The following is a 13,099-nucleotide window of genomic DNA, read 5'->3' on the forward strand; positions in this document are numbered from 1 at the left end:
AGGCTGGCCCGGATGCGCCTGCTTGTCCTGGCGGGCGGCCCACTTCTGGCCGTCCAGGCCCAGGTCCCCGCCCAAGCCCAGGCCCAGTCCCCGCAACAGGCACCGGGGGCAGGGGCGGGGGTGGTGCCGATCCTGATCCAGCGCGCGCAATACTGGTACGATCACGGCTGGTACGACCAGGCGCAACAGGCGCTGGCCCAGGCGCGCCAACTGGCGCCCCGCGATCCCAAGGTGATTGCCTTGTCGGGTCAATGGGCACTCCATATGGGCGATACCGGATCGGCCCGTCAGGCGGCGATGACGCTGCACGAAATGGCGCCCACGGCGCCGGAAACCGTGCGTCTGGAAGAATCGCTGCGTGTCCAGGGCACCTCGCAGAAGGCGCTGGATGCGGTGCGCGCCCTGGTGCGGGACGGCCATACCGCCGCCGCCGCGTCCGGGTATCGCCAGTTGTTTCCCTCCGGGCCGCCCCCTCAATACGCCTTGGAATATTATCAGACGCTGGCCGGTGCGGTCGGCTATCGCGACCAGGGGCAGGAGGGGCTGCGGAATCTCGTCGCCGCCGATCCGAACAATGTCCCCGCCCAGATCGCCTATGCGCAGGTCCTGACCTGGCGCGAATCCACGCGCGCGGGCGGCCTGTCCCGGTTGCGGCGCCTGGACGGTATTCCGGGCCTGTCGGCAGAGAACCGCGCCGCGCTCCGCCAGGACTGGCGCACGGCCCTGGCGTGGCTCCCCCCCACCCCGGACAGCGTGCCCTATTTCGACGAGTGGCTGGCCCAGAATCCCGACGATACCGAGGTCCGGGGACTGCGTGCCAAGGCCGAGGCCGCGCGGACGGATCCTGCGGTACTGGAACGGACCCAAGGCTATCACGATCTGGAAGCCGGTAGTCTTTCCACCGCTGATCGGCATTTTTCCAACGCTCTGGCAACCGCACCGAACGATTCCGACGCCCTCGGCGGCCTGGGTCTGGTCCGCATGCGCCAAGGCCGGATGGACGAAGCCCATGATCTGCTGCAGCACGCCATACAGGCCAACCCGGCCGATGCCGCCCGGTGGCGCGACGCGATGAACGGTGCCCAGGTGGCCGTGGCCTACGGGCAGGTGCGTAGCCTGATGGAACAGGGGCACTACGACGCGGCACAAACCCAGCTCGACAGCATGCTGGCGCGCGATCCCACCCAGACCGGGCTGCTGTCGCTGGAGGCCGAGATCTTCCGGCGGCGCGGCAACCTGCCCCGGGCCGAAGCCCTCTATCGCCAGGTTCTGCAAGGCCAGCCCGATAATGTCGGGGCCGTGCAGGGCCTGTACCAGATCCTCCGCTCCTCGGGCCGCACTGCCGAGGCGGAAAGCCTGGCGCCGCGCCTGCGTCGTCTGTCCCCTACCTTCGAACAGCAGATGGCCGGGGCCGACCTGCTGGCGCGGGCCGATCGCACCGTCAACCTGGACGACCGGATCGGCCTGCTGCGCCAGGCCATGGACGCGCAGCCCCGCGATCCGTGGCTGCGCCTGCACCTGGCTCAGGCGCTGCTTCAGGCCGGCAGCCAGGCCGACGCCCGCGATGTGATGTCGCCGCTGCTGGCATCCGATCGCCGGGCAAGCGCTGCCGAATTGCAGGCCGGAATTTTCTTCGCGAACCAGAACGGCGATTTCGCGACGGTGCGCCAGTTGCTGGACCGCCTGCCGCCAGGCGCCCGGACGCCGGACATCCGGCGCATCGCCGAAGATGTCGAATACCAGCAACAGATCGCCGACGCCCCGGTCGACCTGCCGGAGGCCCGGCTGTATTTCCTGCAGATGGCGCGGCGCGGGCACGATCCGGACGGCGCACGCGGGCGGATGATCGCCGAAGCCCTACTGAAACGCAATGACCGCGCTGGTGCGGTCCAGATCCTGCAGGTGTTTTTTGATGCGTCGGCACCTCCCACGGCGCGCCAGCGCCTCGCCTATGCCGGCCTGGCCCTGCGCATGCAGGACCGGCAATTTGCCCGGCGGATGCTGGATGGCATCACGACCACCGGCCTGGCTCCGGACGATCTGGCGGCCATGAGGGAAATCCAGACAGGCATGGCCGTCATGGCGGCGGACCAGTTGAACGAGCAGGGCCGCCAAGCCGACGCCTATGATGCGCTCCAGCCCGCCCTGAGCGCCAGCCAGCCCAGCCCGGCGGCCCGCCTGGCGCTGGCCCGGCTGTACCAGTCCGCCAACCAGCCCGCGACGGCGCTGTCCGTCGCCCGCGCGGTCGTCGATCGCAATCCCGACGATCTGGACGCCCGGCTGGCCGTCGTGCGCCTGGCCCTGCAACTCGATGACATGGACGAGGCGACGGACCAGTTGCGGGCCATGACCGCGCAGGCCCCGGCGGATCCAAGGATCTGGCTGGCCTCGGCCGCGATTCATCACGCGGGTGGCAACTGGACGGCCAGCCTGGGTGATCTGGCGCGGGCGCGCGACCTGCGTCACCAGCAACTGGGCGGCCAGCAGCCGGGCAGTGCGCAGATGATGGATGACGGTGGCGTGCTGGCCGGCAATCCGTTTCGCGACCGGGCGTCGGCCACTGCTGCGGTCGACCCGCGGGACAGCCAGGATCCGATCCTGCGCAGCATCGACAGCGAGGTGGCCAGCACGACGCAGGCCTATGCCCCCTTCGTCGATGTCGGTCCGGTATTCCGGGGCCGTTCCGGGACGGGCCTGAACCAGTTGACCGAGGGCGACCTGCCCATCGCGGGCGCGTTCACGCTCGGCGGTGGCCGCCTCACCGCGTCGATCACGCCGACCGCGCTGTCGTCGGGCAGCGGGAACATGAATTACCTGGAGGGCCTGCGCGAGGTGGGTACGGCGGCCCTGACCGGCGATTACGGGGCAGCGCTCGGCCGTTTCCATGCCGTTGGGGTTGGAACCGACCTGGCCTATGCCCGGGATTGGCTCCGGGTCGATATCGGCTCATCGCCCCTGGGCTTCCGGACGACGAACCTTCTGGGCGAGATCGAGGTCAGCCCCCAGATCACCAGCCAGATGCGCATCCGCCTGACGGCCGAACGACGCGCGGTGAACGACAGCGTGGTGGCCTATTCGGGACTGCGTGACCCGCTGACCGGCGTCACCTGGGGCGGCGTGACGCGCAACCGCGCCACCGGACAACTGGAATATGGTGACGCGCTGATGAATTTCTACGCGCGCGGCGGCTTCGCCTATCTCCAGGGTCATGATACGCCGGACAATATTGAATACGAAGCCGGGGCGGGGGGCAGCGTGTCCGTCTACAAGGACACACTGCAGGAGGTGCATCTGGGTGTCGACATGACGTGGTTCCGCTACAACAACAATCAGTATGCGTTCACGCTGGGCAATGGCGGATATTTCTCGCCACAGACCTTTTTCTCGCTGCTGGTGCCGGTCCGCTATGCGGGACATAGTGGCAAATGGGTATGGAAGGCGGGCGCCTCGCTCGGCTACCAGTCCTACCGGTCGCGTTCGGCGTTGTTCTATCCGACCAGCAACCTGCTGCAGGCTGTGCTGGATGCGCGCGATCCGACGGGGGCGCTGGTGCCCGGTGTCTCGTCCTCCGGGCTGGTCGGCGGTGCCAATGCCAGCGTGTCCTACCAGGTCTCGCCGGCCCTGCGCGTGGCCGGCGATTTCCTCTATCAGAAAGCCGGGCCGTGGAACGAAACCACGGCCGGCGTGTCCGTCCATTATTCCTTCATGGGTCCGCCTTGATGAATCCCGACATGAGTCTTTTTCTGCGCGAATTCGCATCTGGCTTCGACGAACAGGTCGGTCAGGACGCGCGCAACCGCTTTCTCCGCACGGTCGGGGCAAACATGGCCGCCCGCCTTGCCCTGCCGCGATGCGACACGGTCGAAGAACTGGAATTGGAAATCAACGCGCTGCTGAGCCTGATCGGCTGGGGCCAGGCCGGCCTGACCCTCGACCGCGACCGGCAATGCCTGCAGGTCCGCCATCGCGGCCTGCCCCGGATCGGTGCGCTGGGCGCACCGGCCGGATACTGGCTGGCCGCTTGCCTGGCCGGAATGTACGAAACCTGGATCGGTCGCCAGCCCGGCGCGCAGAACGACTGCGTCATGACGTGGCGCCCCGACCAGGACTGCCCCGATGGCACCATCGTGCTGGATTACGGCGCCGTGCAGAAATAACGGGATTTCTGAATATTGGCGGAGAGAGTGTCCACCTAATCCATGTCCGCCGCTGTTCCTGTGCGTCCCACATTTCTTAGGATTAATAGGGTATTGGGTGGCCCATTGTCTCTGGGCGTCCCTGGTTGACCCCTGACAGCCCGGTTTCTAAGATGGGTACCAAGAGGGGTGCCGAACGACATGAGCCGGCGCTCACCACATCAGTTGACCGTGCGGCAAATCGCTGCGTTGAAGGATGGCGCGTTGGCAGACGGCGGTAACCTCTGGGTCGTCGCCAAAGGCGGATCCAAGGTGTGGACCTTCCGCTATACAAGCCCGAAGACAGGCAAGCGCCGGGAGATGGGGCTGGGCTCGGCCGTGGACGTCAGCCTGGTGGAGGCCCGCAAGCGTTCCGCAGACTGCCGACATGTTTTGGCTGATGGCATCGATCCTCTGGAGCAGCGGCGTGCGGAAGAGGCGGCGGCCAAGCGTGAATTGGGCCTGACCTTCCAGCAGGTGGCAGAGCGATATATTGCTGAGCAGTCGCCCGGGTGGCGGGACAAGCGGTCGGCAGCGACCTGGTCGGCATCACTCGAGTTGAATGCCTTTCCGGTTTGTGGGGCTACCCCGGTGGCCGACATGGACACGGATACCGTTTTAGAGGTGCTGCGCCCCATTTGGACCACCAAGACGGAGACGGCCAGTCGCGTGCGCGGCCGGATGGAGCGCATTCTCGACTACGCGCGGACCCACGGCTGGCGAGTGGGCGAGAACCCAGCCCGGTGGAAGGGCCACCTTGCTGCCATCCTGCCGAAGCCCTCTGCTGTAGCGAAGGTCGAGCATCACGCCGCAGTGGACCGGAAGGACATCGGGAAGGTGATGGCGGCTCTGGCCGCGTCCGGCGGTTTGGCCGCCAAGGCCGTGCAGTTTGCCTGCCTGACGGCGGCCCGATCCGGCGAGGTGCGGGCAGCGGTGTGGTCGGAGATCGACTCGGTGGACGGGACCTGGACCGTGCCGGCGCACAAGATGAAGGCCGGGAAGGAGCATCGGGTTCCCCTGACGGATGCTGTGCTGGCCATTCTGCGCGAGGTTGAGCCGCTGCGGGATGCGAGGACAGGTGATCTTGTGTTCCCAGGGCAGCGGGCAGGAAAACCGTTATCCGATGTGGCGCTGTCCAAGGCCCTGCACCTGGCAGCAGGGACAAAGGCAGTCACGGTGCATGGCCTGCGCTCCACCTTCAGGGATTGGGCGGCCGAGGAAACCGACTATCCGCGTGAAGTGGCCGAGATGGCTCTGGCCCACGCGATCGGAGACAAGGTGGAGGCGGCTTATCGCCGCGGCGACCTGTTCGAGAAGCGCCGGCAGATGATGGACGACTGGGCGGGTTGGGCGCTGGCCGCATGACCCATCGCACATGCCTGTGCTTCATACTGCCCGCATAATTTAGTCAGGAGGAACGTATGGCCACATACGCAGACGTGATCGAATTGGGCAGAAGGAGGCTGGGGGTCACAATCCAGTCCTGCTGGATCGCTGACATTAAGCGCAAGAACGGGGTGGAGATGCGGCCTTCCCATAACCGGAAAGACCCCTACCATCCCATCAAGCCATGCCCGACCAAATGGGAACCGGGTGTGACGGCCATCATGCGGGAATTTGGGCTGATCTGAATCCGCATCCCCTACCTGTTTGCCTGTGTTCCACGTGTTCCAGCATGGTGCGTCGCGCTGGCGGGGGTACCCCCTGCGCCCGCCGGGAAACCCGCAGAAAACTGGCGTTTATGGATAGCGGGCTGGACGGTTTTGCCCGGGTCGGGGCAGCCCAGTATGCTCGGACTCTGGGTGAACGGTTACGCCAAGACACCGGGCTGGGATCGGCTGAACGCCACATGGCTCTATCATTTTTCACGGTTACAGCGGTTACGCGATGAGGGGCGCTAAGGCGTTGCGATTGATGCCGCTGCGGAGATGGCTACGGAAACGGCTCACTCCATGTCATCCATTCCCAGGCTTGCTCGTTACCCCAGCCATTTCGGTGACGACGCTGCAGACTCCGATCAATCTTGAACCGGAACACGACACACCCCGGACGCACCTCCGAAGGGCACCATCCAAGAATGCGGCCGCCAAGCCAAGACGGATCTGCTTGCTTCTCGTGTAGGTGGATTTCTGCGCCGATGGCACGGTCAGCCGACGACGGAGTGATGCTCCAGTTGCCGCTCTCGTATTCGCCTGGTCCGACCTTCTGGATTTTGTCTCTCTGGTCATCTGCGCGCGCGAGCAAGTGGAGAGCGACGAGGCGCCGTTCGGTCATGCTGGATCTCCTTCGCGGAGGTGCCCTCCAACCCTGCCTCTATCCGAGAAAGCGGGGAATGGTTGCTTGAGGGGAAGTGCCAGACCGGCATCCCGTGCCAGCGCCTGCAGTCGCGATATGCGAATAGAGCGTTGGCGGCCAGCCTCGGCCTTGTCTTCTATGGTCGCCCATACTGCCGCCCCAGGACCGTTGAACACCTCCGAAAAGCCTTTGTGCCGATCAAGACGGATTACGATCAAATGATCGCAGGTGTGGCTCAAGGCAACGGCGCTCCCCTGCGTCAGTTTGATCTGGACAAAGCGGCCATCAGGGGCGCGGGCGTCATGCTGTTTGGATGAGGGAGGAAGCAACTCCAGCCCATAGCAGTATTCGGCAATGGCTTCACCGATACTGCCAACAAGATGACCATCCGGAGTAAATTTACGCCTTGGCACGATCTGTTCCAGCCGGTCAACAATTTGATAAAGACTGGCAAGTAGGGTGGGTAACTCCGAGAGGTCTGGCGCGGGACTAAGCTGCCCCAGCACATACCTTGCGCAATCCATCCGCTGCGTCCTCGTGTTGCGCCGATCACTCTAAATCCGGTCGGACACGTCGGACAAGGGGCACCACTCAAGAGAGATACCCGCAGCCTCGCTTGCACAGCTTCTTGGGTGGACCGCTGGGTCACGCTGGAGCGAATCGTGGTTCAAGGGGGCGCCACCGCAATCGACCCCAGATATGGTTGCCGAATCGCCCGCTCGATCAGTTGGACGTCAGCCTCGGTGAAGTAGATGGTACGTCCCAACCGAACGCATGTCATCGGCCTCGCGCGCCAGGCGCTCCTGATCCACGGCGATGTCCTCTTGGGCTAATGCGGTCTCCATCCGGGTCGCGGTCGATGCGACTAATAATGATGCTATAGAGCCGTATTGGTGTTCTTTTTCACTCATCGGTTTCGTAATGGATATAGTAATTTCAGATCAAATCCGAATTAATCGTTTAAAAACAGATAAATTTACTAAATATTAACCACGCAACTCACACTCATACAATTACTTCGGAAGTGTAAAATATTAAATGAGGGCGATCAAATCATTATTTTTATAAATAAGTAATAAATTCCTCGGGCAATTTCGCCCCAGAGGAATATTACTTATATGGGAACGCAACTCCGTCCACTGCTGGACGCGATCGAGATCAACCATGGCCCCCGGATTGAGCTCGGCAGATACTTTCTTCAACTTGCAGAGGAAGCTCGGAAACTTGGCATATCGTTGCATATGGGGCGCGGCAGCGATCGCTTAAATGAAGTGAACAAGCGAAACCAAGACACGTGGAAGCCTTTATCGCCTGTCTATGATCCTGATGTGTCTGGTATTAACGAAGAAACAGCCATCTATGTCGAAGGGCAATATGACGGGGATCCAGTCGTAACGCTGATACTGCGCCGATACGATTGGCCGCAAAGCACGCTCCGGGAGGAATGGGAATCTGGCCGCTTTGCTTATCGCGATCCAGCCACCCAGATGCAGTCGGATGAGCGGTGGATTGCCGAGACACCTATGGCTGCAGAAATCTCTGGCCGCGTGGTGTTTGTCGGCGGCTTATGGTCCCATCCGGCGTTTCGCCGCAAACGCCTGCCCGTTCTGACGATCGCCCTGATGCGTAGTATTTCTCTCGCAGTGTGGGGGCCTGATTTCTCCATTGGCATGATCGAGACCGGGCCAATGACACGCGCCCTATTACCTCTCTATGGTTATCCGCCCATGCAGCCCGGAATGAAAATCGTTGGCGGTTGGCGTACCTTCGAAAGCAATCTGATATGGGAAACACCAGAGATGATGACGAACCATATTCTGAATAATTTAACAGGCACGAATCAACCTGATCAAAGGAACAGAACTGACGAAGGTATCCGCCGCGCTCGTGCGCCACGGTAAAATCAGCCTCTCGTAACGAGACCAAAACTTGGAACCATCGTGGCGTGTCACAAGCGCCTCGATGAGTTCCAAGCGTGGTGCCTGCTGATGAGCCGCAGTAAAATATCCCCGGGTGGTCGGCACAATATAGGCACTATCAGGAAGATCTCTAACGTCATGCCCGATAAAATCATCACATGAGCGTTCGCCGTATGACTTGTAGCTCTGTGGCCATGCTTCAATCAGGCAGCGATCCCTGCCGGGCATCCAAACCATTCCGCCGCCTCCGAATGCGACACCTTCACTGATTATAGAGATATTCTCAGTCGTAACGTAGCGGCTTTCCCGTTTCCAAATATCGAATGCCGCTCGCATGCCGGCCCTCTTCGGATCGTGAATCCGATCAAGGGATAAGCCGATTATTGTCGGAGAACTAGGCAACTCCTCGCTGTCCGAAGTTGCAGCTTGCAGAGAAACCAGTCGAGCAACAGTATCGTTGAGATTCCTTATTATTTCCAACGGAGCAAACGAGGTGCCAACGCGCTCGAGAACGAAACGCGGTTTTCCATCATACAGGATGGTCTCAAGTACGGTCTGGAGGCACGCTGCCGGAAACAATGCTGGTTGGAAGCGAATGCGTGTATAGCGTGGAAACGTCGCTACGGCTGCGAAGCCAAGATTTTTGATTGCGTAAGAAATCAGATCAATGTCTTGCCCAAAATATCCAATGTATTGGAAAAATTCCTGAGTTCCTGGGTAAAATATTTTACCATCTGGCCCGACGAGTAAAATCATTTTTACTATTTTCTTTTAAGAGAGTCGATAATATTTTTCGCATCATCAATAAATTTTTCAGTAATCTGTAGGATTACAGTATTTCCCCTAACTTTTTCGGGACCGTCTGAAAATTCGATAAATATATCACCCCCTCCAGTCGGATATATTCTATCGATATGCATCTTCGAACAAGAGGGCTTGGCGGTTGCTTTGCGGGGATGGCTCGTCGCCGCAAAACTTTCACGTAGAAGGGCTGCCAGTTCGGGCGGCACGTGCTTGCTCACGCCGTGATCTCCTTCCTCAGCCGCACCCCAGCCCCACCGCCGTTCTCCGCGATGAACTCCACGCCGGCGCTTTCCAAGGCGGTGCGGATGGCCTCGATTGTGCGGGGATGAGGCGCCCTGCGGCCCGTTTCAAAGTCAGCGAGTGTCGCAACAGCGACCTGAGCGGCCTTCGCTAAATCGTCACGCTTCAGGCGAAGCATGGCACGCGCGCCCAGACATTGCTCAGGTATAATAGCTGACATTGGCTCTCATGATTGACTTTGACCGATATCAGCGATTATAGCTGACATTGGTTGAAAGACCAATGCCGGCCGGACACGGAGCTTGGACCCTCCGATGCCCGGCCTGACCACAACCGCTCGCAGCAGGAGCAGGCAATGGCTGAACACGCCCATAGCGTACGGGTTGACGCCTGTACAACCCAAAATCGCACGTCGTCTCATCGGCAGGACATTGTTCTTGCTTTGTTTTCCCCGCTTCTGGTGCTGATCGCACTGGCGGGAATGGCCCGTACGGAAACGCTATCCGGCCACACGGTCCAGCCGGAGCTTTTGCGTCACACCGACGCAAAAATCGCTCATGCGCCGCTGATGCTGGCGGAGGGCGGTCGATGAGCCAGGAACGCATGGATGCTATCGCGGCGGCCGGCTTCAAGGCCCAGAACATAGCGACCCTGCTGGTCTGGGCGGGCAATGCCGCCGGCCAGGTGTGCTTCGAGCCTACCAGAGAGCGGCTGTCTGCCCTCGGATGCGCCATCCAGTGGGCCGGTGGAGAACTCTCCCGGCTGTCGGATGAAATCACCACCGGCATCGATGAACTGGAGGCGCAGTCATGGGCACCGTAACAGCACAAGATCTCGAACAGTCATACGATGCCGTCACGAGCATCGGCACGCTGTTGCAGATCGCTGGACGCGAAATGCGGGAACCGGACGGCGAGATGGACAGCGTCCGGGCGTCGGGGATCGGCCACGCCTTGGTGTGGTGCGGCGAAGAACTGTCTCGCCGCAGCTCGACCATCGCCGAGGCCGCTGGCGACTACGTTCACCAGACGGTTCCCACGATGCAGAGCATCCAGGACGGCATCCGGCAGGTTCACCTTATCGTCTGCGACATGGGTAATCTGGTCGATTCACTGGGAAGCCTGGCGAACGCGAAGAAGGATAAGCGGCTCACGCGGGCCTCGTCCGAACTCAAGCGCCTGTGGGTCGGTCTCGACACGATTCACATCGGCTTGCATAGGGCGTGTGAAGCATGAGCGCCCGTCCAGCAGTTTGCCGGAAGACCCCGGTTGCCCCGCCGCCGGTAGATGGCGCCTATGCCCTCGACCGGCAGACTTTCTACACGCGCGACCTGCGCGATATCGCCCTGGCGATCGGGCGGGACATGAACTTGATGCAGGACGCGCCCGAGGGCACGGTCTCGGAATGGCACGGCGCGCTGCTTTGGCTGGCGGCCTATGCCGAGCGGATCGCGGAGGTCGCGGAGAGAGACGCGGAAGCCCTGCGCAAAGGCGGTGCGGCATGAGCATTCAATCCGCTGTGCAGGCCGCGCTGACCTGCAATCGCCGCGTCACGCGCGCCATTCCCTCCCGCCGCCAGACCACGCCGGCTGAGGAAGACGTGATGGACATAGCTATCAGCCGGTGGCGGCGGGCATGGGATGCTGCCTGGTCAGGGCCAGCGCGTTCCCAGCGTGACCTGATCGCCCGCGCCCGGTTGGCCATGTCTGATCCTGACGGAATGGACGCCGCCGAGGGCGAGCGGCTGGCCCGCGACGTGCTGGCCGTCCTGGGCGGCGGGAGGATCGCGCGATGATCCGTTCCGCATCGAGGCAGGCGGCGCTGTTCGTCCTGCTCCCCGTGTCCTGCTGGGCGATGCGCTCGGCCGGCGCGTTCAGCCAGTTCACGTTGCGCCTGGTACGTCGGGAGGGCGTCCTGTGAACGAGGGAATGCGCATCTTCATCCTCGATCGGGTGCATGACCGAAGGATCACCGAGCAAGAGAGGGATATCCTCGACACCGTGCGCGACAAGGTCAGCCTGGCACAGGATGCTCGACACATCGCGGCGCTGATGGTGATGCTGAACTGTGGAGACTTGCAGCCCGAGGACAGCGAGCCGGAAGCCATCAAATGGCTCGCCAAGCGCCAACTCGAGCGGCTGGAGATCCTCGAAGCCATGCTGCTCCGCGACGAGAGGGCGACGTGATGGGCCGCCCTCGCAAAGTCTGGCCCGAGGCGCGGGTCAGGGAACTGGTCCGGCTGCGCGAGGCCGGGCGCACCTGGAAGGAAATCGGCGCGAAGCTGGGCCTGCCGCACATCACCTGCTCTCGTTACTGGCAGGAGGTGCTGGGACGGCCGGCCTATCGCGTTCAATTGGAAGATCGGAGGCCGGTGACATGAGGCGGAAAGCCGCGCCCTTGGCGACGCCTGATCGCATTGCTGCAATCACCCAGCAGACACGGGACCTTTCCATGTTGTCGGTGCTGATGATCGGCGCCAGTCGGGCGGCGCTGCTGGATGACCCGCTCAGGCCCAGCGATTATGCGATGGCCATGGAGTGGGTCGGGGTCGAGATCGATCGACGGGTTGCGGCGATTGAGGAGATGCTGTCGTGAAAATGTCCCGCAGACTGCTGGCATGTCCTGAACCGTCCGTGGGCGACTGGATGTCTTTTTTGCTTGCCACGGTATCGACATACCAATTATATGGTCCTTACGGCGAAGCTCTCACGAGTGGACGGCGGCCAAAACCTCAGAGAAATCCCTTCAGTGGGTTCCCACAACATAAGTTGTGGAGCGGTTGGCCGTTGCGTCGTTTCTCACGTACACAATTGGCGATACCGACTCTGTTGACGCTTGAAAGGCGTTACATGTCTGCAATTTCGCCAAGCAATTCCCTTCTCAGAATTGATGACGTCCTGCGCGATGCCGGAATCAGTCGTTCAACAACGAATCGTCTGATTAACGAGGGGAAACTGACCCGCGTGAAGATCGGGCGGGCTACGCGCATCACGGCCGAAAGCTATCGGGCCTGGATCGCGTCGCTGTCCCGCACCAGCGCCGCCTGAAACGGAAAAACGCCAGCCTGCGATTTGCAGACCGGCGTCCCGTTGAAGGCTTATCAATTGAGGCTACCAAACACCTCGATTGATACGGTCCGCCGGGTCGCTCGTCCAGAAAAATCGCGGTTGGCACATAGGAAAAGTGCCATGCCGAGCTTGAAAAAGCGCGGGCGCTCGAAGTGCGTCCGCAGCGGGGGAAGTGTGCCCCGTTTGATCCTACTTTCCGATGCCTGCCGCCCCGATGGCGAGCCGCGCGTCGGAGTGCTGATGCCGGGTTGCCGGCTGCCGGTCCTCTTTCCGTCGATTGCGGCCGCCAGTGCTGCCATCGAGGCCGGGAGGGCTGCCCGATGAGTAAGCGCACCTATCGCACTGCCACCGCGATTCCCGACGTGATCGCGGACCCCGCCACTCTGGCCCCCGATGCTGTGCGCTGCCTGTGGGTTCGCCCGATCGAGGGGCGTTACCTGCCCACCGTCATCTTCAATGATGGCACGGATTGTCCGCTAGCCTGCGCCTGGGCTGCCTGCGATGACTGGTCCGGTTTCATAGTTAGTTGATATGCGCTTCTGATGCCAGCCTGGCCGGGAGGTGAAGCGTAGCGGAACCGAGCGGCCAGGCTGGCATTC

General features: G+C 62.0%; 20 protein-coding genes. 15 read left to right on the top strand and 5 right to left on the bottom strand.

Features of this window, described 5'->3' with window-relative positions; genetic code table 11:
- Window positions 1–12: 12 nt before the first annotated feature.
- From HLH27_RS10965 to HLH27_RS10975, 3 genes are all read left to right on the top strand, one after another.
- A complete protein-coding gene (locus HLH27_RS10965; RefSeq protein WP_182950058.1) occupies window positions 13–3,720 on the top strand; it encodes a cellulose synthase subunit BcsC-related outer membrane protein in 3,708 nt (1,235 codons plus the stop codon).
- 11 nt (window positions 3,721–3,731) lie between these two features.
- Window positions 3,732–4,157 (top strand): cellulose biosynthesis protein BcsD, encoded by a 426-nt coding sequence (gene bcsD, locus HLH27_RS10970; RefSeq protein WP_182950059.1) that lies wholly within the window; start codon window positions 3,732–3,734, stop codon window positions 4,155–4,157.
- 180 nt (window positions 4,158–4,337) lie between these two features.
- A complete protein-coding gene (locus HLH27_RS10975) occupies window positions 4,338–5,540 on the top strand; it encodes a tyrosine-type recombinase/integrase (RefSeq protein ID WP_182950060.1) in 1,203 nt (400 codons plus the stop codon).
- Between the two features lie 567 nt (window positions 5,541–6,107).
- On the opposite strand, the gene HLH27_RS10980 is transcribed toward HLH27_RS10975, so the two are convergent.
- Both HLH27_RS10980 and HLH27_RS10985 read right to left on the bottom strand, forming a co-directional pair.
- Window positions 6,108–6,449 carry a hypothetical protein gene (locus tag HLH27_RS10980; protein ID WP_182950061.1) on the bottom strand — a complete coding sequence of 114 codons (342 nt, stop codon included), beginning with the start codon at window positions 6,447–6,449 and terminating at the stop codon, window positions 6,108–6,110.
- Complete coding sequence (locus HLH27_RS10985) at window positions 6,446–6,976, bottom strand: DUF6998 domain-containing protein (protein ID WP_182950062.1); 531 nt, start codon at window positions 6,974–6,976, stop codon at window positions 6,446–6,448. Before HLH27_RS10985 ends, HLH27_RS10980 begins: the two co-directional genes overlap by 4 nt.
- A gap of 612 nt (window positions 6,977–7,588) precedes the next feature.
- On the opposite strand from HLH27_RS10985, the gene HLH27_RS10990 reads away from it, so the two are divergent.
- Window positions 7,589–8,371, top strand: a complete 783-nt coding sequence (locus HLH27_RS10990; RefSeq protein ID WP_182950063.1) for a hypothetical protein — start codon at window positions 7,589–7,591, stop codon at window positions 8,369–8,371.
- Here the strand turns inward: HLH27_RS10990 and HLH27_RS10995 are convergent.
- Genes HLH27_RS10995 through HLH27_RS11005 form a run of 3 tightly spaced genes read right to left on the bottom strand, consistent with a single transcriptional unit; the run spans window position 8,297 to window position 9,611 of the window.
- Window positions 8,297–9,145 (bottom strand): hypothetical protein, encoded by an 849-nt coding sequence (locus tag HLH27_RS10995; protein ID WP_182950064.1) that lies wholly within the window; start codon window positions 9,143–9,145, stop codon window positions 8,297–8,299. The genes HLH27_RS10990 and HLH27_RS10995 overlap by 75 nt on opposite strands.
- Before the next feature lie 5 nt (window positions 9,146–9,150).
- Window positions 9,151–9,411, bottom strand: a complete 261-nt coding sequence (locus HLH27_RS11000; RefSeq protein ID WP_182950065.1) for a hypothetical protein — start codon at window positions 9,409–9,411, stop codon at window positions 9,151–9,153.
- Complete coding sequence (locus HLH27_RS11005) at window positions 9,408–9,611, bottom strand: helix-turn-helix domain-containing protein (RefSeq protein ID WP_220790376.1); 204 nt, start codon at window positions 9,609–9,611, stop codon at window positions 9,408–9,410. Before HLH27_RS11005 ends, HLH27_RS11000 begins: the two co-directional genes overlap by 4 nt.
- A gap of 177 nt (window positions 9,612–9,788) precedes the next feature.
- Here HLH27_RS11005 and HLH27_RS11010 point away from each other — a divergent pair, with 177 nt between their 5' ends.
- The 11 genes from HLH27_RS11010 to HLH27_RS11055 all read left to right on the top strand — a co-directional run bounded on the left by HLH27_RS11010 (window position 9,789) and on the right by HLH27_RS11055 (window position 13,030).
- The gene (locus HLH27_RS11010) at window positions 9,789–10,025 is read left to right on the top strand and encodes a hypothetical protein (RefSeq protein WP_182950067.1); all 237 of its coding nucleotides are present in this window, start codon (window positions 9,789–9,791) and stop codon (window positions 10,023–10,025) included.
- On the top strand, window positions 10,022–10,255 hold the full coding sequence (locus HLH27_RS11015) for a hypothetical protein (RefSeq protein WP_182950068.1): 234 nt from the start codon (window positions 10,022–10,024) through the stop codon (window positions 10,253–10,255). Before HLH27_RS11010 ends, HLH27_RS11015 begins: the two co-directional genes overlap by 4 nt.
- Window positions 10,243–10,668 carry a hypothetical protein gene (locus tag HLH27_RS11020; protein WP_182950069.1) on the top strand — a complete coding sequence of 142 codons (426 nt, stop codon included), beginning with the start codon at window positions 10,243–10,245 and terminating at the stop codon, window positions 10,666–10,668. Before HLH27_RS11015 ends, HLH27_RS11020 begins: the two co-directional genes overlap by 13 nt.
- On the top strand, window positions 10,665–10,937 hold the full coding sequence (locus HLH27_RS11025; protein WP_182950070.1) for a hypothetical protein: 273 nt from the start codon (window positions 10,665–10,667) through the stop codon (window positions 10,935–10,937). The genes HLH27_RS11020 and HLH27_RS11025 overlap by 4 nt, the downstream gene beginning before the upstream one ends.
- On the top strand, window positions 10,934–11,227 hold the full coding sequence (locus HLH27_RS11030; RefSeq protein ID WP_182950071.1) for a hypothetical protein: 294 nt from the start codon (window positions 10,934–10,936) through the stop codon (window positions 11,225–11,227). Before HLH27_RS11025 ends, HLH27_RS11030 begins: the two co-directional genes overlap by 4 nt.
- Window positions 11,224–11,352: a hypothetical protein gene (locus tag HLH27_RS17230; RefSeq protein ID WP_275943906.1), complete on the top strand. Its 129-nt coding sequence runs from the start codon at window positions 11,224–11,226 to the stop codon at window positions 11,350–11,352. Before HLH27_RS11030 ends, HLH27_RS17230 begins: the two co-directional genes overlap by 4 nt.
- Before the next feature lie 8 nt (window positions 11,353–11,360).
- Window positions 11,361–11,618: a hypothetical protein gene (locus HLH27_RS11035; RefSeq protein ID WP_182950072.1), complete on the top strand. Its 258-nt coding sequence runs from the start codon at window positions 11,361–11,363 to the stop codon at window positions 11,616–11,618.
- A complete protein-coding gene (locus HLH27_RS11040) occupies window positions 11,615–11,812 on the top strand; it encodes a hypothetical protein (protein ID WP_182950073.1) in 198 nt (65 codons plus the stop codon). Before HLH27_RS11035 ends, HLH27_RS11040 begins: the two co-directional genes overlap by 4 nt.
- Complete coding sequence (locus HLH27_RS11045; protein WP_182950074.1) at window positions 11,809–12,027, top strand: hypothetical protein; 219 nt, start codon at window positions 11,809–11,811, stop codon at window positions 12,025–12,027. Before HLH27_RS11040 ends, HLH27_RS11045 begins: the two co-directional genes overlap by 4 nt.
- A 254-nt stretch (window positions 12,028–12,281) precedes the next feature.
- Window positions 12,282–12,479, top strand: a complete 198-nt coding sequence (locus HLH27_RS11050; protein ID WP_182950075.1) for a helix-turn-helix transcriptional regulator — start codon at window positions 12,282–12,284, stop codon at window positions 12,477–12,479.
- Between the two features lie 341 nt (window positions 12,480–12,820).
- The gene (locus HLH27_RS11055; RefSeq protein ID WP_182950076.1) at window positions 12,821–13,030 is read left to right on the top strand and encodes a hypothetical protein; all 210 of its coding nucleotides are present in this window, start codon (window positions 12,821–12,823) and stop codon (window positions 13,028–13,030) included.
- Window positions 13,031–13,099: the final 69 nt, after the last annotated feature.

The organism is Gluconacetobacter takamatsuzukensis, from assembly GCF_014174275.1.
GTDB lineage: Bacteria > Pseudomonadota > Alphaproteobacteria > Acetobacterales > Acetobacteraceae > Gluconacetobacter > Gluconacetobacter takamatsuzukensis.